General features: G+C 70.4%; 19 protein-coding genes, 1 tRNA gene and 1 other RNA gene. 12 read left to right on the forward strand and 9 right to left on the reverse strand.

The annotated features are described in order from the left end of the window. Nucleotides 1-460: 460 nt before the first annotated feature. The 4 genes from QSK15_RS05785 to QSK15_RS05800 all read right to left on the reverse strand — a co-directional run bounded on the left by QSK15_RS05785 (nucleotide 461) and on the right by QSK15_RS05800 (nucleotide 3,408). Complete coding sequence (locus QSK15_RS05785) at nucleotides 461-1,252, reverse strand: inositol monophosphatase family protein (protein WP_285793218.1); 792 nt, start codon at nucleotides 1,250-1,252, stop codon at nucleotides 461-463. A 74-nt stretch (nucleotides 1,253-1,326) separates the two neighbouring features. Beyond that, a protein-coding gene (locus QSK15_RS05790; RefSeq protein WP_285794343.1) for an IS5 family transposase occupies nucleotides 1,327-2,192 on the reverse strand; the annotation gives its coding sequence in 2 pieces (ribosomal slippage) (nucleotides 1,327-1,847 and nucleotides 1,847-2,192; 867 coding nt in all). Between the two features lie 89 nt (nucleotides 2,193-2,281). Next, on the reverse strand, nucleotides 2,282-2,875 hold the full coding sequence (locus tag QSK15_RS05795) for an Rv3235 family protein (RefSeq protein WP_285793219.1): 594 nt from the start codon (nucleotides 2,873-2,875) through the stop codon (nucleotides 2,282-2,284). Nucleotides 2,876-3,180: 305 nt separating this feature from the next. Further along, nucleotides 3,181-3,408: a helix-turn-helix domain-containing protein gene (locus QSK15_RS05800; protein ID WP_112582381.1), complete on the reverse strand. Its 228-nt coding sequence runs from the start codon at nucleotides 3,406-3,408 to the stop codon at nucleotides 3,181-3,183. A 216-nt stretch (nucleotides 3,409-3,624) separates the two neighbouring features. On the opposite strand from QSK15_RS05800, the gene QSK15_RS05805 reads away from it, so the two are divergent. Next, entirely contained in the window at nucleotides 3,625-4,134 is a 510-nt protein-coding gene (locus tag QSK15_RS05805) for a DUF6912 family protein (protein ID WP_285793220.1), read from the forward strand. A 148-nt stretch (nucleotides 4,135-4,282) separates the two neighbouring features. Here QSK15_RS05805 and QSK15_RS05810 read toward each other — a convergent pair whose 3' ends face one another. Beyond that, on the reverse strand, nucleotides 4,283-5,401 hold the full coding sequence (locus QSK15_RS05810; protein ID WP_285793221.1) for a hypothetical protein: 1,119 nt from the start codon (nucleotides 5,399-5,401) through the stop codon (nucleotides 4,283-4,285). A gap of 291 nt (nucleotides 5,402-5,692) precedes the next feature. On the opposite strand from QSK15_RS05810, the gene pruA reads away from it, so the two are divergent. From pruA to QSK15_RS05855, 9 genes are all read left to right on the forward strand, one after another. Then, entirely contained in the window at nucleotides 5,693-7,321 is a 1,629-nt protein-coding gene (pruA, locus tag QSK15_RS05815) for an L-glutamate gamma-semialdehyde dehydrogenase (RefSeq protein ID WP_285793222.1), read from the forward strand. A 176-nt stretch (nucleotides 7,322-7,497) separates the two neighbouring features. Continuing rightward, nucleotides 7,498-8,013: a PadR family transcriptional regulator gene (locus QSK15_RS05820; protein WP_030331495.1), complete on the forward strand. Its 516-nt coding sequence runs from the start codon at nucleotides 7,498-7,500 to the stop codon at nucleotides 8,011-8,013. Between the two features lie 121 nt (nucleotides 8,014-8,134). Then, nucleotides 8,135-9,256, forward strand: coding sequence for a peptide chain release factor 2 (gene prfB / locus QSK15_RS05825; RefSeq protein ID WP_279517056.1), 1,122 nt, complete (start codon nucleotides 8,135-8,137; stop codon nucleotides 9,254-9,256). 118 nt (nucleotides 9,257-9,374) lie between these two features. Further along, entirely contained in the window at nucleotides 9,375-10,055 is a 681-nt protein-coding gene (gene ftsE, locus QSK15_RS05830) for a cell division ATP-binding protein FtsE (RefSeq protein ID WP_030331491.1), read from the forward strand. A gap of 67 nt (nucleotides 10,056-10,122) precedes the next feature. Continuing rightward, nucleotides 10,123-10,998, forward strand: coding sequence for a permease-like cell division protein FtsX (gene ftsX, locus QSK15_RS05835; protein ID WP_285793223.1), 876 nt, complete (start codon nucleotides 10,123-10,125; stop codon nucleotides 10,996-10,998). 216 nt (nucleotides 10,999-11,214) lie between these two features. Then, entirely contained in the window at nucleotides 11,215-11,694 is a 480-nt protein-coding gene (smpB, locus tag QSK15_RS05840) for an SsrA-binding protein SmpB (RefSeq protein WP_285793224.1), read from the forward strand. A 104-nt stretch (nucleotides 11,695-11,798) separates the two neighbouring features. Then, nucleotides 11,799-12,174, forward strand: a transfer-messenger RNA (tmRNA) gene (gene ssrA, locus QSK15_RS05845). Nucleotides 12,175-12,394: 220 nt separating this feature from the next. Next, the gene (locus QSK15_RS05850) at nucleotides 12,395-12,904 is read left to right on the forward strand and encodes a hypothetical protein (protein WP_285793225.1); all 510 of its coding nucleotides are present in this window, start codon (nucleotides 12,395-12,397) and stop codon (nucleotides 12,902-12,904) included. A 36-nt stretch (nucleotides 12,905-12,940) separates the two neighbouring features. Beyond that, nucleotides 12,941-13,894 carry a hypothetical protein gene (locus QSK15_RS05855; RefSeq protein ID WP_285793226.1) on the forward strand — a complete coding sequence of 318 codons (954 nt, stop codon included), beginning with the start codon at nucleotides 12,941-12,943 and terminating at the stop codon, nucleotides 13,892-13,894. A 12-nt stretch (nucleotides 13,895-13,906) separates the two neighbouring features. On the opposite strand, the gene mdlC is transcribed toward QSK15_RS05855, so the two are convergent. Then, the gene (mdlC, locus tag QSK15_RS05860; protein WP_285793227.1) at nucleotides 13,907-15,502 is read right to left on the reverse strand and encodes a benzoylformate decarboxylase; all 1,596 of its coding nucleotides are present in this window, start codon (nucleotides 15,500-15,502) and stop codon (nucleotides 13,907-13,909) included. 322 nt (nucleotides 15,503-15,824) lie between these two features. Here mdlC and QSK15_RS05865 point away from each other — a divergent pair, with 322 nt between their 5' ends. After that, complete coding sequence (locus QSK15_RS05865; protein WP_030331478.1) at nucleotides 15,825-16,415, forward strand: YqgE/AlgH family protein; 591 nt, start codon at nucleotides 15,825-15,827, stop codon at nucleotides 16,413-16,415. Nucleotides 16,416-16,504: 89 nt separating this feature from the next. Further along, a tRNA-Ala gene (locus QSK15_RS05870) sits at nucleotides 16,505-16,577 on the forward strand. A gap of 84 nt (nucleotides 16,578-16,661) precedes the next feature. Here QSK15_RS05870 and QSK15_RS05875 read toward each other — a convergent pair. The 3 genes from QSK15_RS05875 to QSK15_RS05885 all read right to left on the reverse strand — a co-directional run bounded on the left by QSK15_RS05875 (nucleotide 16,662) and on the right by QSK15_RS05885 (nucleotide 18,877). Beyond that, entirely contained in the window at nucleotides 16,662-16,922 is a 261-nt protein-coding gene (locus tag QSK15_RS05875) for a YciI family protein (protein WP_285793228.1), read from the reverse strand. A 72-nt stretch (nucleotides 16,923-16,994) separates the two neighbouring features. Next, nucleotides 16,995-18,224 (reverse strand): sensor histidine kinase, encoded by a 1,230-nt coding sequence (locus tag QSK15_RS05880; protein ID WP_285793229.1) that lies wholly within the window; start codon nucleotides 18,222-18,224, stop codon nucleotides 16,995-16,997. Next, entirely contained in the window at nucleotides 18,221-18,877 is a 657-nt protein-coding gene (locus QSK15_RS05885) for a response regulator transcription factor (RefSeq protein WP_285793230.1), read from the reverse strand. The genes QSK15_RS05880 and QSK15_RS05885 overlap by 4 nt, the downstream gene beginning before the upstream one ends. Nucleotides 18,878-18,900: the final 23 nt, after the last annotated feature.

Here is an 18,900-nt window from a genome sequence, read left to right on the forward strand (position 1 = left end):
CCTCCTCGGGTTACACGCACCCGCACACCGTGATCACCTCGCCTTTCAGAAAACCGGGCCATCACCGACAGCCGGACAACCCAACTTCCTGAAACCGGAGTGGATCACTCGGCTTCAGCCCTGGTCCTGGCCCTAGCCCTGGTCCTGGCCTGGCCCTGGCCTGGTCCTGGCCCGGTCCGGCTTGGCCCAGCCCGGCCCGGGCTGCCCGGCCCAGCCCGGCCCGCGCTGGCCGGCGTGGCTCAGCCCGGCCCGCGCTGGCCGACTTGGCTCGGCTCGGCCCGGCTCGGCTCGGCCCGGCCCGGCGTGGCCCGGCCCGGCGTGGCCCGGCCCGGCGTGGCCCGGCCCGGCGTGGCCCGGCCCGGCGTGGCCTGGCCCGGCCCGGGCTCGGATTGGAGCCGGCCTAGGGCCTGTCCTGTCGATCATGTCGATGCGAGGCGAAGCCCGGGCGGCTGTCCAAGACCTAGTGCGGCAGAACCGGTGCGAGCAGGTCCAGCAGGGCGTCATGGTGGTGACCGGTGCTGATCAGCGCTGTTCCGGGGCCGGTAAGTACCGGTCCGCCGCGAAGGTCGGTCACCCGGCCGCCGGCCTCTTCGAGGATTACAGGCATCGGCGCCAGATCCTCGTACCCCATCTCCGAGCCGGCGATCACGATCGCGTCGAGTGCCCCGGAGAGCAGTCCGCCGACGCCCCCGAGGTACCCGGTGATCGCGGTGTGTCGGTGCAGAGTGAGGAGCACGTCGGCCGGCCACCCATCGGGATTGACCAACTGCACGCGAGCGGTTGCGAGGTCGCCTGCCTCCCTCAGCAGGGGCCTCCGGTCGACGCCCCCGGAGCGAATCCGACAACCGAGTCCTCGACCGGCGTGGATCAACTGCCGGCCGACCGGTTCGTTGATGACAGCCAGGGCCGGTCCGTGCTCGTCCTCGAGCGCGAGGTTGGTGCCGAAGAGGGGGATGTGGTGTGCGAAGTAGGTGGTCCCGTCGATCGGGTCGATGATCCAGCGACGTCGTGACGTGCCGGCCGTTTCCCCGGCCTCCTCGCCGTAGGCCCCGTCGGCCGGGAACCGCCGCGACAGTTCCCGACGGATGAACGCCTCGACGGCGAGGTCGACGTTGGTGACATATGTTCCATCCGGCTTTGTGGACGTCACGAAGTCGGCGGCGAAGAACCGCTCGGTGGCGAGGTTGCCAGCGCGCTCGGCGATTTCGATCGCGAAGTCCAACAGGGCGCGGTCGACCGGGGGCGCTGCCATGCGCGAACAGTAACCGACGAACAGTCTCTCCCGTCAGCGTCACCTTCGACCGCGACGAGGGCTTGGCCTGTCGATCATGAAAGCCAGATGATGGTAGCGATGAGGACGAGGCTGGATCGGTAGAGGGATGCGCGTTTGGCGTAGCGGGTGGCCAGGTCACGCCACTGCTTGAGGCGATTGAAGCAGCGTTCCACGACGTTGCGCTTCTTGTAGATCACCTTGTCGAAGGCCGGTGGCCGCCCGCCGGCACTGCCCTTGGCCGCCCGGCGGGCGACCTGATCCGAGCGCTCCGGAATGACATGCCGGATCCCGCGCTGCCGCAACGCCCGCCGGGTCGAGTCGTGCGCGTAACCCTTGTCCGCGATCAGCACATCGGGGCGCTTGCGAGGCCGCCCGGGTCCAGGCTCGTTCACGGCGATCGCGTCGAGCAGGGCCAGCAGCTGTGGGTTGTCGCCGGCCTGACCGGGATTGAGCAGAATCGACAACGGTCGTCCGCGTCCGTCGACGGCAAGGTGGATCTTCGTGCTCAGCCCGCCTCGGGATCGGCCGATGGCCTCGCCATTCTGCGCACCAGGCGTCGCCGAACTTGTGGGGGAGCCCCCTTTTTGCGGGCGCCAGCGGCATGCTGGTGCGCCCGCACGATCGACGAGTCCACGCTGATCGTCCACTGCACCGGTGCCCCGTCGTCATGCACCTGCGCCGCGGCCAGAACCCGATCCCACGTCCCATCCGCCGCCCACTGGCGCAGCCGTTCGTGGCACGTCTTCCACGGCCCGAAGCGTTCCGGCAGGTCCCGCCACGGCGCGCCGGTGCGCAGCTTCCACAGAATCCCGTTGATGACCTGACGGTGATCCCGCCACCGCCCCCGACTGCTGCCCGGCTCCGGTAGCAGCGGGGCGATCATCACCCACGCCTCGTCGGTCAACTCACCACGACGCACCACAGGCACATCGTCAACGATCAACCGTTACAAGATCGGCAGGACACGCTCTAGGCGTGACAGGGTGACCGATTGGGCCGCGAGTGTGGTCAGAGCACGTGTAGGGCGGTGCAGAGCCAGCGGCCACGACGGTGCTCCAGGCGCACTGCCATCGCCCAACTTCGGCCGCCCGCGCCGGTGAGGACGGCTGCCGCCTCCACCGCGGTCTCCCGTGGCTCGCAGACTCGCAGGCGTAGCAGCCGAACCAGTGGTCGGCCGGTGCGACGGCGGGCTGTCCCGGCGCGGCCTGATGCGCGACCGAGTTCGGTCAGCAGGTCGGCTGCTCGGGCCGGGTCGAGCAGCGCTCGCACCTGGTTCGGCGAACGGTAGCCGTTGACCACCTCCACGCAGGTGCCGACGAAGCGGTGTGCGGCTCGGGTGGTCTCCGGAGCGGCCGCCGGCGGTAGTGACGCGACGGGATGGGTGGTGGGTCGGTTGGGCACCGGGCGCAGCGCTGTTCGGCGTTCCGGCGGCCGGACGGGGAGGGGTCGGGTGGAGGCGAACAGGTCGAGGGCGAGCTGCCCGTCGGTCGGTGCTGGCCAGTACGCCCCGTCGGTCTCGTCGACGTACGGCGGATCGAAGGGCGGGACGGGGCGCAGCCGCACGGCTGGTCGGGAAGGACCGGGTCGTGCTCCGCTCATCATGGCCCCCTTTGATCTTGCGTTTGCCTTCGTTTGCCTCCGACAAGTTCGATTGTGAGCGAGACAACTGCCTCGGTCAATGGCTCCCCGGTACCCGCGCCCGACAAAGGGCCTTGATCCACTCGAGATTCTTGATAGCGCGGTATCGCGGCGGCCTAGATGCCCCGACTTCCGTAAAGCCGAGTGGATCAAGGCAGGTCAGCGGCCCGACGGCTCACGGCCGGGCAGGCAGGAGGGCTGTGCGTGACGTGGTCGGGCCGGCAGTCAGGCAGGCTGGCGGGTGGCAGGCCGACCGGATGGGCTGGTCGCTACTCCGGGTCCCGGTCGATCAGCGGGTTGCTCTGCACCCAGTCTGCGGTTTCGTCGTATTTGCGCGCTATGTACTCTTCCAGGCGCGCGCGCTCGACGCGCCACTGGCCGCGCCCGCCGATCTTGATCGCCGGCAGTTCGCCGCTGCGCACCATGTGGTAGACCTGCGAATCCGACACGTTGAGCTCGGCAGCCACGTCGGAGAGCAGCAGGAACCTCGGCTCCACAGGAACTCCCGTTGTTGATGTCGTTTGGCTCAGTTTGCCACCGACAACGCTGGTCGCCCAGCACCGGTCCGGTCCGGCGTCCGACCGGCAGCGCGAGACACACCCGGGCGGGAGCTTCCTCCGGCCGGAGGCGAGGTGTATGACGGTCACGGCGTGCGGCATGATCTGCGCCCGTGCCGGCGGCCGCCGGTGGAGGACGACGCGGGGAGACGACCGGTGACCGACGAGCTTGTCCGGGTGTACGTGCCGGCGACCGTACCGATGCTGGCTCGGCTGCGTGAGGAGGGGCTCGCCGCCGACCAGGCGCACGCGGTGACCCCGGCGCTTCGCGAGTGGTACGTGGAGGGCGACGAGGAGGAGTTGGAGTACGTCGCGTTCACCCGGGCTGCCCAGGACGCCCTGCACCTGCTGCGGGCCGACCCGAGCGCGCCCCGTCGTCGCGTCGTCGTCTCGGTCGACCTGCCGTCGGGGGCGATCGGGAGTGGCGACGGTGAGTTGGGCTCCAGCACTGTGGAGTTGACCGGTGCCGTGCCGGTGGGCGCGGTGGCGGCCATCCACGTGGACGGCGCGGACGCGGTCGAGGAGATCGGCGCGGCGGCCGACGTGGTGGCCGAGGCGGCGGCTGGTGACCCCGACGCCCAGTTCACCGTCGACGGCGCCGAGGATCACGAGCTGGAGTGGTACGACGTGACGGAGCTGGACCAACTGCTCCGCGCCGCCACCTGAGCGGGACATCCGGCCGGAGCCGCCCGACGCCGGGCACGAGGCGACGCCGCCCGACTACGGGCGCGAGGCGGTGCCGCCGGACGCCGGCCGGGATCGCCGGACGCCGGCCAGCGTCCGACGATCGCTGGACACCGGCCTGCGGCGGGGGTCAGCGAGCCGGGTCCGCCTTTGCCGGGTCCGCGTCGACCGCCTGAGCGTCGTCGGAGGTCTCGGTCGGGTCCGCGTCGTACGCCTTGGCGTAGCCCGGCTTGTCGTCCGCGGGGTCGGCCTGGTCCGCGACCGGGCTTGGGCTGTCGGCTGGTTCGTCGTCGTCGGCATGGGCGGGGCTGAGCGTGCGGCCGAACGCGATGAGCGCGGTCAGCGCCCCCACGAACAGCACCCAGATGCCGTTGTCCACCCGGGAGGTGCCGAGTGAGGTCTGCGCCACCGCGTCCGCCTCACTGAGCGCGCTGGCGAGGTCGAGCAGCGACCGGCCGCCGACCCGGATGATCACCTCGGCGAGCAGCAGGAGGAGACCCGGTCCGGCGCCGGCGATCAGGTACGCGGGCCAGCGCAGCGCCGGGGCGTCGGGATCGCGGCGGACGGCTCGACGCCGTGCCCAGGTCAGGTAGCCGAAGGCCAGGAGGCCGGCCAGGATCCCGGCGACGAGCGATTCGGTGCGGGACACCCACTTGGCCGCGCTGATCAACGATTCCTGGCTGTCGCCCGCGCCGAAGAGGTCGAACAGCGGGTCGCGGGCGCGGCTGAACGCGACCACGAAGATCAGCGTGCCCAGCGCGGCGGTGACCACGGCACCGATTGCCGGGGCGGTCCGCGCGGCGGCCAGCGCGCCCCCGATGATCGCCGCCGCCGCCGTGGTGCCGGCGATCACGTTGGTGGTGGACGTGTCGAAGTAGGTGAGGTTGATGGCCACCGCGGCGGCGAGCCCGACCAGCATTCCGCCGCCGATCGCGCCGGCGAAGCGCAGGGTGGCCCAGTCACCGTACCGGCGGGCCAGCAGGTTGCCACCGGCCAGCGCGACGCCGGCCCCGGCCACCAGCGCGGCCGAGATCACGCCGGGCAGGGCGAACGCGGAGAGGCTGATCGCGGTGACCCCGGCCGCCGCCGAGGTGATGGCCTCCCGGGTGGACCAGAGCATGGCGGCCAGCCACCCGAGCGCCAGCAGCGCGAGCACTGTGGCGCCGGGCGCGGGCAGCGGCCGAGTGCCCGCGTTGGCCGCCGGCTCGTCCGACTCGGCGGCCGGGGGGCGGCCGGGCTGCTTGGTCATCGTCTCCCCTTCGAGGCGGCAGGTCACCGACCATTCAGGGTACGCGGGCCCGCTGGGCTGCCTGTCGCCCCGGGACAGCGGGACGGATCGAGGCCGGTCGGTAAGGGGGAGAGGGGCGGGGCGGTCCTTGGCGCAGGGCGGTGGCCGAGGTGGGTCGCGTGGCCCGTCGTGGGAGAATCACGGGAGGTCCCGCCGCTGCTCGGCCTCTCGTGCGGCGTCCGGTGTCCGGCCGTCCGGTCGGCGCCCGCGGGTCCGGTTTCGCCACTGCTGTCGAGATCGCCAGGAGCCCTGATGGATGCCGTGTTCTCCGTACCCGAGCCGCGCAACGAGCCGGTTCGCAACTACGAGCCGGGCAGCCCCGACCGGGACCGGCTCCAGCGGCGGCTGACCGAGCTCGCCGCCGAGCGCATCGACCTGCCGATGACCATCGGCGGTGAGCAGCGGATGGCCGGCGGTGACCCGATCAACGTGGTGCAGCCGCACAAGCACGCCCACGTGTTGGGTGTGACAGCGCACGCCACCCACGATGACGCCCGCACCGCCGTGAAGGCGGCGAAGGATGCCGCGCCGATGTGGCGGGCGCTGCCCTTCGAGGAGCGCGCCGCGATCTTCCTGCGCGCCGCCGAGCTGCTCGCCGGTCCGTGGCGCGACACCCTCAACGCCGCCACCATGCTCGGCCAGTCGAAGACCGCGATCCAGGCGGAGATCGACTCGGCGTGCGAGTTCATCGACTTCCTGCGGTTCAACGTGCACTTCGCGCGTCGCCTGATGGAGGAGCAGCCGGCGTCCTCGCCCGGCGTCTGGAACCGCTTCGACCACCGCCCGCTGGAGGGCTTCGTCTACGCGGTCACCCCGTTCAACTTCACCGCCATCGCCGGCAACCTGCCGTCGGCGCCGGCCCTGCTGGGCAACACGGTGGTCTGGAAGCCGGGCCCGACCCAGCAGTTCGCCGCGCACTTCACCATGCGGCTGTTCGAGGCGGCCGGCCTGCCGCCCGGTGTGATCAACATGGTCACCGGCCGGGGCGAGGAGGTCTCCGACGTCGTGCTCGCCGACCCGGATCTGGCCGGCATCCACTTCACCGGCTCGACGAAGGTCTTCCAGCAGTTGTGGCGAACCGTGGGCGACAACATCGCCCGTTACCGGGGCTACCCGCGCCTGGTCGGCGAGACCGGCGGTAAGGACTTCGTCGTCGCGCACACCAGCGCCGACGTGGACGCTCTGCACACCGCGCTGATCCGTGGCGCGTACGAGTACCAGGGCCAGAAGTGCTCGGCGGCGTCGCGGGCGTACGTGCCGCGCTCGATCTGGGACGGTGGGCTGCGGGACCGGCTGGCCGCCACCGCCGAGTCGTTGACCTACGGCGACGTGGCCGACTTCGGCAACTTCGGCGGCGCCGTGATCGACGACAAGGCGTTCGCCCGGCACACCGCCGCGCTGGAGCTGATCGCCGGTGACGACAGCTGCCGGGTGCTTGCCGGTGGCACCGCCGACGACTCGGTCGGCTACTTCGTGCGCCCGACGCTCTTCGAGTGCGGCGACGCCGCCCACGAGACCTTCACCACCGAGTACTTCGGGCCGATCCTGGGCGTGCACGTGTTCGACGACGCCCGTTTCGACGAGGTGGTGGCGCAGGCCGAGTCGATCGCCCCGTACGCGCTGACCGGCTCGGTGTTCGCCACCGACCGGCGGGTCGTCGAGTCGGTCGGCGAGCGCATGCGCTACGCGGCCGGCAACTTCTACATCAACGACAAGCCGACCGGCGCGGTCGTCGGGCAGCAGCCCTTCGGTGGCGCCCGCGCCAGCGGCACCAACGACAAGGCCGGCTCCTGGCTGAACCTGGTCCGCTGGGTCTCCCCGCGGACGATCAAGGAGACCTTCGTGCCGCCGACCGACCACACGTACCCCCACATGGGCTGACCGGCGACGACCCGCCGGCGGCGTGCCTGAGCGCCGCCGGCGGACGCCCGGAATGCCCAATCCATCGATAGTCCTCAACGGACAGTCTGCCGCCGACAGTGCACTTAGGAAGTCCTGTTGGGTGGCAAACCGGCAAATCCTGGACGCCGGGTGCGCAAAGTGGCAGCGTAGTGGGCATGGCGGATTCCGGAGTCAACCCTACGGCGGCGGCCCTGCTCGGCCTCCTCCACGAGGGCCCGATGACAGGCGGCCAGTTGATGGCCGCCGCTGAGCGCCGTCTGGCGCCGTACTGGTCGATGACCCGCAGTCAGGTGTACCGCGAGTTGCCGGTGCTGGCTGAGCGGGGTTTTGTGCGGCTCGGCAAGCCGGGCCCGCGGATGAGCCAGCCGTACGCGCTGACCGCCAGCGGAAAACGGACGTTTTCCCGCTGGCTCGCGGAGAACCCGGGGCGGGACACCATCCGCAACCCGATAGCGCTGCGGATGGCCTTCGGCAACCTGCACTCCGCCAGCCAGCTGAAGAGTCTGTACGCCTCGGCCAACGAATACCACACCGAGGCCCTCGCCCAGGTGCGGGAGCAGGTGAAGAACGCCAAACGGGACGGCGAGACGTACGACGCCAGCGCGCTGGAGTTCGCGGTCGCCTACCACCGGGCTGCCCTCTCGTGGCTGAAGTCCGCCCCCGTCGGGTGACGATCGGCGGGTTCGCGCACCGGCAACAGGCTGCCGCGCGCCAGGGGATGCACCGCCGATTTGGCGCTGCTCCGCGGGGCTCGCAAGCTCACCCCTCGCCCGCGCAGTACGCTTGTCTGTCGTGACCGCTGCCGATTACGCCGAACAGCTCAAGGAACTCGACGCGACCCTGCGAAACATCGAGGCCGTCCTCAACCTCGACCGGCTCCACGAGGACAAGGCCCGCCTTGAGCAGGAGGCGTCCGCCCCCGACCTGTGGGACGACCAGGCCAAGGCCCAGCAGGTGACCTCGCAGCTGTCGTACGTCAACGGCGAGATCAGCAAGCTGGGCAGCCTGCGCTCCCAGCTCGACGACGCCCAGGTGCTGCTGGAGCTGGCCGAGGCCGAGTCCGACCCGGGCGTGTTGACCGAGGTCGAGTCGGAGATCACCGGGCTGACCAAGGCCATCCAGGAGATGGAGGTCCGCACCCTGCTCTCCGGCGAGTACGACTCCCGGGAGGCGCTCGTCGCCATCCGGGCCGGCGCCGGTGGCGTGGACGCCGCGGACTTCGCCGAGATGCTGCTGCGGATGTACCTGCGGTGGGCGGAGCGGCACGGCTACCCGACCGAGGTCTACGAGACCTCGTACGCCGAGGAGGCGGGTCTGAAGTCGGCCACCTTCGCGGTCAAGGTGCCGTACGCGTACGGCACGCTCAGTGTCGAGTCGGGCACGCACCGGCTGGTCCGGATCAGCCCGTTCGACAACCAGGGGCGTCGGCAGACCAGCTTCGCGGGGGTCGAGGTCCTGCCGGTCACCGAGCAGACCGACCACATCGACATCCCGGAGAACGAGGTACGCGTCGACGTCTACCGCTCCTCCGGCCCGGGTGGGCAGAGCGTCAACACCACCGACTCGGCGGTGCGGCTGACGCACATCCCGACCGGCATCGTGGTGACCTGCCAGAACGAGAAGTCCCAGCTGCAGAACAAGGCCTCCGCGCTGCGGGTGCTCCAGGCTCGGCTGCTGGAGCGCAAGCGCCAGGAGGAGCAGGCCAAGCTCGAAGGGCTCAAGGAGAACGCGGCGGGCTCGTGGGGCGACCAGATGCGCTCGTACGTCCTGCACCCCTATCAGATGGTGAAGGATCTCCGAACTGAGCAGGAGACCGGCAATCCGAGCGCGGTCTTCGATGGCGAGTTGGACGGTTTCATCGAGGCGGGCATCCGTTGGCGTAAGCAGCGGCAGCTCGCTGGCGACGGTGCGTGACGGTGCGCGGGCGGAGCGCGTCGTCGATCTCCAGGTAGGAGCCTGATTCGACGACTCGTGCCGGATCGGCGGGGCGTGGGGCTTGGCTCAGTTGTTACACCGCGTAGACTCACCACCCGTGATTCAGCTTGAGCAAGTGACGAAGACGTACCCGAAGGCGTCCCGGCCTTCGCTCGACAACGTGTCCGTCTCGATCGAGAAGGGCGAGTTCGTCTTCTTCATCGGTCCATCCGGCTCCGGCAAGTCCACGATCATCAAGATGCTGCTGCACGAGGTGGCCCCCAACAAGGGGCGCGTCGTCGTGAACGGCAAGGACGTCACGTCGATGCGGTCCTGGAAGCGACCCCACTTCCGGCGCTCGATCGGCTGTGTCTTCCAGGACTTCCGGCTGCTGCCGAACCGCACCGCCTACGAGAACGTGGCGTTCGCTCTCGAGGTGATCGGCAAGACGAAGGCGGTTGCCCGCCGCGTCGTGCCGGAGGTGCTGGAGCTGGTCGGGCTCGGTGGCAAGGAGCACCGCTACCCGCACGAGCTCTCCGGTGGTGAGCAGCAGCGGGTCGCCGTCGCCCGGGCGTTCGTGAACCGTCCGCTGATCCTTCTCGCGGACGAGCCCACCGGAAACCTGGACCCGGACACCTCGATCGAGATCATGCGTCTGCTGGACCGGATCAATCGCACCGGCACGACCGTCGTGATGGTCACCCACGACTCCAACATCGTGAACCAGATGCGCCGCCGCGTCGTTGAGATTGAGAGCGGTCGCATCGTGCGTGACCAGGCCCGCGGCGTCTACGGGTGAGCCGGCGCTCCACCCCTGCGCAGCCTGACGACGAACACCTCATGCCGGAGACCCGGAGGAAATCCCGATGCGCGTGAAATACGTCCTGTCCGAGGTACTGGTCGGACTGTGGCGCAACGTGACCATGTCCATCGCGATGATCATCACGATGGCGGTCTCGCTGACCATGCTCGGCGCCAGCGGTCTCATGTACCGCCAGGTCGACGACATGAAGGACCTCTACTACAAGAACATCCAGGTCTCGATCTTCATGAAGCAGGAGGTTACCGAGCAGCAGCGCACCGACCTGCAGACCAAGCTCGACGGTGACCCCCTGGTCAAGGAGGTCATCTACGTCGACAAGGCCCAGGCGTACGAGCGCTTCAAGTCGATGTACCAGGACGCGCCGGACCTGGTGAACGCGGTCAAGCCCGACCAACTGCCCGAGTCGTTCCGGCTCACACTGAACAATCCGGAGCAGTACAAGAGCGTCTACGACCAGTACAAGGACACTGAGGGTGTCGAGGAGATCATCGACCAGAGTCGACTGCTCGACAAGATCTTCAACATCCTCACCTCGATCCAGAACATCGCCCTGGCCGCCGCCATCGTGATGGCGATCGCCGCCCTCCTGCTCGTCGCGAACACCATTCAGGTGGCCGCGTACAGCAAGCGGCGTGAGGTGGCGGTCATGAAGCTGGTCGGCGCGTCCAACTGGTTCATCCAGGCGCCGTTCGTGCTGGAGGCCGTGGTGGCCGGCCTGATCGGTTCACTGCTCGGTCTGGTGGCCCTGGTCGCGGCGAAGTATCTGCTCTTCGACGGGTCGTTGAGCGCGTTGCAGGGTCTGCTCTCGCCGATCACCTGGGGCGACATCCTGTTCATCTTCCCGCTGATGGCTGGCGTCGGCGGTCTGGTCAGCGCCGCCACCGCCTGGATCACCCTGCGCTTCTACCTGCGGGTCTAGGCACCGTACGGGTCGTCCCGTGGTCTCCCGAGGACCCTCCCGCAGCCGGAAATAACTGGCGCGGGAGGGTCCTTGTGGATGAGGCTTATTCGGGCTCTGGCCGTCGGCCAGGTCGCGCCATCGCGAGGACCGCCCGAATAAGCCTCATTCGGGTAGCATGATCGATTGTCCGGCCGGGGTGAACCGGCCGCGGACGAGGGAGAGGAGGTGGCACCGATGCCACGGGAAAAGGGGCGCAAGGTGGTCGCCTCCAACAAGAAGGCGCGCCACGACTACGCGGTCCTCGACACGTACGAGGCGGGCATGGCGCTGACCGGCACCGAGGTCAAGTCGTTGCGGGCCGGGCGTGCGTCGCTCGTCGACGCGTTCGCGCAGGAACGTGACGGTGAGTTGTACCTGCACGCGATGCACATTCCGGAGTACACCCAGGGCACCTGGACCAACCATGAGCCCCGGCGTACCCGCAAACTGCTGCTGAACCGGGGCGAGATCGACAAGCTCGTCGGCAAGACCCGCGAGGGTGGTTTCACCATCGTCCCGTTGCAGGTCTACTTCTCGGACGGCTGGGCCAAGGTCGAGATCGCTCTGGCCAAGGGTAAGAAGTCGTACGACAAGCGTCAGGACCTCGCCAAGCGCGACGCGGACCGGGAGATCGCCCGGGTGTCGGGTCGGCGAGGCAAGGGGATGGACGACTAGTTCATCCTTTTTGTCCGGGTCGGTGCGCCGGCCCGGGGCTCGGGATGAAAGCTGTTGCGCCAGGCGTTAGTCTTGTCAGTGCCGCCACATCGGCGGCCTGTCGAGGGGGTGACTGGTTTCGACTTCGTACGCAGCGACAGGGGAAGCGAGCCGAGGAAGCCGACGTCGTCTCGAAAATCGGTCGTCGGAAACTTATAAGCGCCAAGCAAAATCGCGCTGACTTCGCTCTCGCCGCCTGAGGCGAGTAGCTAAGTCTGTCGGCCTGGGAACGCCTTCGTCCCAGTAGCCGGCATCAGCTAGGAGGCTGGCCAATCGGACCCGGTCGCGGGGTCCGTGCGGCGAGATTAATCAGCGACTGGGCCCGTCACACCAACTTGCTCGCGTGAGCGGTGGGGCCGAGTAGAGGCACAGCGAGCTGCGCTCGGAGAAGCCCTGACAAACCGGCGAAGGACCCGGGTTCGATTCCCGGCACCTCCACCACCTCGAACGAAGCGCCCCGGCCCACGGCCGGGGCGCTTCGTTGTGTCCGCCCCCGGCACGGCTGACAGACCGGGTGTACGGGGCACGGAAGCGATACCAGTGCGGCTGGTGGGGTCAGTGGGTCCAACGCGGCAGATGAGACGATCCGGGGCCCTGGACAGGGCGGGCCGGGCAGCCTCACCATCGCGGTATGAGGTAGCAGCGCCGCGCGGGAGGTGCCATGGTCACCGGTCCGATCCAGCAGCCGTCACTCGTCGCCCGACCGCGCGTCGCGCATCCGGTGGGGCACCCCGCCGATCCACCTCCCCTCGGCCTACCCGGTGAGCCGCGCCCCGCCGGCCTCGCCGGTGACGTGCACGCCCTCGGCCGGGCCGTCGCGGTCGCCAGCACCGAGCCGCGCTGGCGCGAAGCCGTTCTCCTTCGGCTGCGTCCGGTGCGCCAGGGTTTCGCCGAGCACGTCCGGGCCACCGAGGGTCCCAGCGGCCTCTACCGGGAGTTGCTCACCCAGTCGCCGCGACTGGACCACGGCGTGCGGCTGCTGACCCGGGAGCACGCGGCGATCGTCGCCGCGATCCTGGCGGCGCAGCAGATCGCCGAACGGCCCGAGGCGCACCCCGACGAGCTGCGGCACCGGGTCGGGCACCTGCTGCGGAAGCTGGCCCGGCATCGGCGGCGCGGCGCCGACCTGCTCTGGGAGGCGTACCAGACGGACCTGGGCGGCGAGACCTGAGGGAACCAGCCGGTCGGCGGGCGCGTCGAACCGCACATGCGTCGACTCGCAGTGCTGCTCGTACTCCCATTGCTGCTCACGGCGGGCTGCGCCGCGACCGACGCCGGTCCGGCCGACGCCCCGCCCGGCCCGACCCGCGAAGCCGAAGCGTTCGACCAACGGGCCGCTCAGGTCGCCGAGGCGTGGCGGCCGGGCCCCGACTGGCGCACCGGCTACGTGCCGTTGGAGGGGCCGACCCTACTCATCGGCGACCCGGGCTTCAGCCCCGACACCGAGGCGGCCTTCCGGGCCGGGTGGTACCGGGCGGAGGTCGGAATCCCGCCCACCCGGGTCGGTGGCGAGATCAGGTTCCCGGACGGACGGCTGACGCTGCCGTTGGTCAGCGCCGCCGAGGCGTACCGGCAGCTCGACACGGGTGACCCGCAGCCCTGCCCGGGACGGCCGAAGCAGCCCGGTCGGCCCACCCCCGGCGGCCCCACCGTCGAACCAGGTCCGGACGGGTGGGTGACGAGCAGCACGCAGACCGCCTGCCTCCCGCTCACCGTCACCGCTGTCACGTTCGACACCGTGCCGGTCCGTACGAGCCGCGGTGTGGCGCAGGTCCCGGCCTGGCTGTTCACCATCGAGGAGCTGACCGCCCGGGTGGCCCGGCTTGCCGTCGCGCCCACCGCGGTCACCAAGGTTCCCGAGCCCACCGTGCCGGCCAGCCCTCTGCCGGACGGGTTGGTGGCGGCCCAGGACCTGGCGGCCGTCGACGACACCCGGTTGACAGTGCGGCTCGGCGTCGGCGCGTGCGACACCGGGATCACCCCGTTGGTGTGGGAACGGCCGGATGCTGTGGTGGTCGGTGGCCGCGTCACCCGGGCCACCGGCGAATGCATCGCACTGCTGAAACTGGAGCCCGTCACCGTCACCCTCGCGACGCCGCTGGGCACCCGGCCGGTGCTGGACGTCTCCACCGGCGCCCCACTGTCGATCGCATCGCGCTGAACGGGACCCGGTTCAGAGGATGCTGGGCACGTCCGTGCTGATCGGCACCGGCAACACAGTGGGACGGTCGGCGCCCAGCCCGGCGGCGAGCGCCGCGCCGAGCTGATCGGGGCTCTCCACCACCTCCGTGGCGCAGCCGTAGCCGGCCGCGATCGCGACGATGTCCAGACCCGGCAGGTCCAGGCCGGGCACCCCGGGAGTGTGCTTCAACTCGGCGAACGCCTTGAGGATGGCGTACTGCTGGTTGACCGGGACGACGACCACGACGGGCAGTGCCAGGCGCGCGGCCGTCCACAGCGCCTGCACCGAGTAGTGGAACGAGCCGTCGCCGACCACCGCCACCACCGGGCGACCGCGCCCGCTGTCCCGCTCGGCCAGGGCGACGCCGATCGCCGCCGGCAGCCCGTAGCCGAGTCCGCCACTGGCCATGGTGAAGTACGACGCCGGGCGGGTGATCCGCAGCTGACGGCGCAGCGCGGACAGGTTGGATGGTGACTCCTGCACCAGCACGGCGTCGGTCGGCCAGTGCGCGGCCAGCGCGGCGAACAGGGCGTCGGCGCTCAGTGGGGTGCCGACCTCGGGCGGTGGTGGTGTGTCCCGTCGTGCGGGCGCCGGCCGGTCACTCGGCGGCACCCGTTCGACCAGCGCGTCCAGGGCCAGCCCCGGGTCACTGAGCAGACTGTCACCGACCGGGGCTCGGGCGGCCTCGTCCGGGTCGTCAGTGACGTGCAGCAGGCGGGCGCCGTCGGGCAGGTGCCCGCCCGGTACGTACGGGTAGTAGCGGAAGACCGGGGCGCCGACGACCAGCACCGTGTCGTGTCCGCGCAGCGCCTCGGCGAGGGGACCGATCGCGTACGGCAGCACGCCACGGAAGTGCGGGTGGTCTTCGGGGAAGACGGCCCGCTCGGTGGCGGGGGCCGACCAGACCGGCGCGGCGAGCCGCTCCGCCAGCGCCACACCAGCCGACCAGTTCGCCGAGCGGTCCACCCCGGGCCCGTACACGAGCGCCGGGTTGCGGCTGCCGGCCAGCACCGTGACGAACTCCGCCAGCCGCTGCGGGTCCGGTGCGAACCGGGTGGCCACCGTTCGCGGCGCGGGCGGCGGGTCGGCCGGCTGGGCCCAGTCGTCCATCGGTAGGGAGAGGAAGACCGGCCCGGCCGGTGGCTGCACCGCGGTCGCGTACGCCCGCAGCATCGCCGCCGGGATGTCCTGCGCCCGCGCCGGCTCGTAGGCCCACTTCACGTACGGCTGCGGGAGTTCGGTGGGCCGGCGGTTGGCCAGCCGGGGTTCGAGGAGCAGCATCTCCCGTGTCTGTTGACCGGCGGTGACGATCAGCGGGGTCTTGTTGTGCCAGGCGGTGACCAGGTTGCCCATGCCGTTGCCGGTGCCGGGGGCGGTGTGCAGGTTGACGTGGGCGGGCACTCCGGCGGCTTGGGCGTAACCGTCGGCCATCGCCACGGCCGTCGCCTCGTGCAGTGCGTGGACGTAGTGGAAGTCGGTCGGGAAGTCCTGAAGGAACGGTTCCTCGGTGGAGCCGGGGTTGCCGAAGACGGTGGTCAGGCCGAGGGTGCGGAGCACGTCGTACGTCGCGTCCCGGACAGTTGCCATCGCCACCCGCCTCCGTGTCGCGGGCAGGGACAACCGCGATCGCCCTCCCGATCAGCCGAATCTATCGGGATGTGACGGACCTTTCGGGCTTTTCTCGGCGGTCGGTGCTCTGGAAGGGTCGATCACCGGGACGTCTGCCAACTGGTGCGTCGGCAGTTCGTGTCAACTGTCTGATCACCCGCCGGTCAGACCTTAGCCAGCACCCAGCACGCAGGCTATGGTGCCAGGCATGGCGTTGACAGCGCGGCGGAACCCGATGCGCCGGGCGGATTCGGTCGATGACCGGTCCCCGGGCCGGGCTCACGGTTGACGGGTGATTGGCATGCAGGGAGAGGGCCAGGCGATCGGCGGACGAGCGATGGAGTCGATGACCGGGCGGCTTCTGGTCGCGACTCCGGCGCTCAAGGACCCCAACTTCGACCGTACGGTGGTGCTGCTCGTCGCCCACGAGCCGGGCGGCGCGCTCGGCGTGGTGCTGAACCGGGCCACCGAGGTGCCGGTGGCCGACGTGCTCGGCGACTGGAGCGACCTGGCCCGCCACCCGGCGGTGCTCTTCGAGGGTGGCCCGGTGCAGCCCGACTCGGCGATCTGCCTCGCCCGGATGCGCCACCCGATGCGCCGGCTGAAGGGCTTCCACCAGGTATCCGGGGCGGTCGGCACGATCGACCTCTCGGTCGACCCGGAGCGGCTGCGGGAGAGCATCGGCGGCATCCGGGTCTTTGCCGGCTACTCCGGCTGGGGCAGCGGCCAGTTGGAGCAGGAGATCGCCGACGGGTCCTGGTTCGTGCTGGACGGTCTGCCCGGGGACGCCTTCGTCGACCGGCCCGACGACCTGTGGCCGATGGTGTTGCGCCGGCAGGGCGGGATGATGGCTGCCGTCGCGCACTTCCCGCCGGACGTGGCGCTCAACTGACCCGGCTCGGCGGGGGGACCCCGCGAGATGACCATGCGAGCGGGTCTGTGTATAGTTTCCCAGTGCCCGGGCGACCGGGACAACAGCAAGGGGCCGTGGCGCAGCTGGTAGCGCACCACACTGGCAGTGTGGGGGTCAGGGGTTCGAGTCCCCTCGGCTCCACCTTGTTGCACCGCAGATCAGCGGCTTAGTCGGAGATCATCCGCTAGGCCGCTGATTTTTTTGGCGCTCTGCTTTCTCGCACACTCAGCGAATGATCGGCGACCACTCCCGCTGGCCGGCGATCGTCACGCCGGGAGTGCGGTAATAGGGGTCCTCGGCGATGATCGCGGCGAACGACTCGGCGTCCGGGACGTCGAAGATCAGCAGTGCGCCGGAGTCGTCGGGGAACGGCCCGGCCATCACCACTTTGCCCGCCCGGTGCAGGGCCTGGAGACGTTCCCGGTGCGCGGGCCGAGCGGCGAGCCGGTCGGGTTGGTCACCGAACGACAGCTCCAGGACGAACATGGGCTTCTCCTCTCAGAGGCGGTCTCCCCGACGACCCTAGTCGATGCGCTGTGCTGGCCCATTTCGCAGGAGTCACGTGGCTGGGGGCGCACTCGCCGCAGCGACCCGGGAAGGAATCGTGGGTAGGCGGACGGTGAAGGTCGCCCCGGCGCCGGGCCGGCTGTCGGTGGAGATCGTCCCGCCGTGGCTTGTCACCACCTCGCGTAGCAGGGCCAGGCCCAGACCGAAGCGCCGGTCCTTGGCACCGGCGCCACGGTGGAAACGGTCGAAGAGGTGTTTCACGTCCGCGGGGTCGAAGCCGGCTCCGCTGTCCGTGACCACCAGGTCCGCGCTGCGGCGGGAGGTGCGCACTGTGACGTCGATGCGGCCGCCGGCCGGGGTGTGGGCGAGGGCGTTGGCGAGCAGCTCGCCGACCACGCGGCGCAGGGCCGAGGCGATGCCGGGCACGAGGACCGGGGTGTGCGGAACGGTCAGGTGCAGTTGGACGCCCTGCTCGGCGGCGCGGTCGGCCTCGCAGTCGACGGCCCGGGCGGTGAGGAGGGTCAGGTTGACGGGCTCGGAGGGGCTCTGGTCGGCAGGGGTGGCGGCGAGGCGGGCGGAGAGCAGGAGCTCGTCGACGATCTCGCCGAGGCGGCCCGTGGTCTCGATCAGGCGGTCGTAGTCGGCGCGGTCGGCGCCGGCGCGGCGGGCCAGGATCTGGGCGCGGGTGTGGACCTGGGCGATGGGGGTCCGCAGTTCGTGGCTGGCGTCGGCGACGAAGCGGCGTTGCCGGCCGAGCGCCTCGGCGAGTGGCGCCACGGCTCGCCGGCCCACGGCGAGGCCCGTGAGCGCCGCCGCGGCGAGGCCGACGATCGCGGCGAGGAGGAAGGCGGCGAGCAGGTGATGCCGGTCGGAGACCTGGAAGCGCGCGTCGAACACCGCTTGCACGACACCGGTGCCCCGGGGCTGGGTGCGAACGTAATAGGTGGTGCCGTTGCGGTCGACCCTGTCGCTGCGGACCTGACGGTCGAGGGCCACCGCGTCGATGGCGGACCGCAGTGGGAAGCCCGCAGGTGGAGGGTTCCGGCCCGAGTCGATGGTGTCGCCGTCGTACAGGATGATCCAGTTGCAGCCCGGCGGACCGTCGATGGTGCCGTGGACCGCGCCGTAGGTGAGCTCTCGTTCGATCTGCTCGTGCTGGCTGTGCAGAAGTGTCGCATAGGAGATGGCGGCGCCCAGGGCGAGCAGCGCCGTGATGGTGAGTCCGACGAGGAGGCTGACCCGCACCCGGGCCCGGCGCAGCATGCTGTCCTCGAAGCTCACAGCGTTCCCAGCCGATAGCCGAGGCCGTGCACGGTCCGGATCACCGAGCGGCCGAGCTTGCGTCGCAGGTAGTAGACGTACGTGTCGACCAGGGACGCCGCGGCCGCCTCGTCGAAGACCCGACTGCGCAGCTCGGTTCGGGAGTGAACGGTGTGCGGTCGGGTCGCGAGGACCCGCAGCAGCTCGAACTCGCGTGCGGACAGGGCGATCCGGGTGCCGTCGGGCAGGACGGCGTCGCGTACGGAGAGGTCGAGCTGGCCCGGCCCGAGCCGCAGCACCTCGGTCGGCTCGGAGGTCCGGCGGCAGAGGGCGCGGATGCGGGCGCTCAACTCATCCAGGTCGAAGGGTTTCGTCAGGTAGTCGTCAGCGCCCGCGTCGAGGCCGGCTATCCGGTCGGGGACGGTGCCGAGGGCGGTCAGCAGCAGCGCCCGGGCGACAACCGCGCGGGAGCGCAGCCGGACGACCAGGTCCAGCCCGTCGAGGGCGGGCAGCAGCCGGTCGATCACCATCACGTCGTACGGCCGGGTGAGCCCCAGGTGGAGACCGCGCTGGCCGTCGGGGGCCTGGTCGACGACGTATCCCTCGTCGGTCAGGGTCTCCGCCACCATGCCACGTAGCTCTGAGTCGTCCTCGACGAGCAGGAGTCGAGTCATACAAGGATGGTGACATAGATAAT

Source organism: Micromonospora sp. NBRC 107095, from assembly GCF_030269705.1.
GTDB lineage: Bacteria > Actinomycetota > Actinomycetes > Mycobacteriales > Micromonosporaceae > Micromonospora > Micromonospora parva.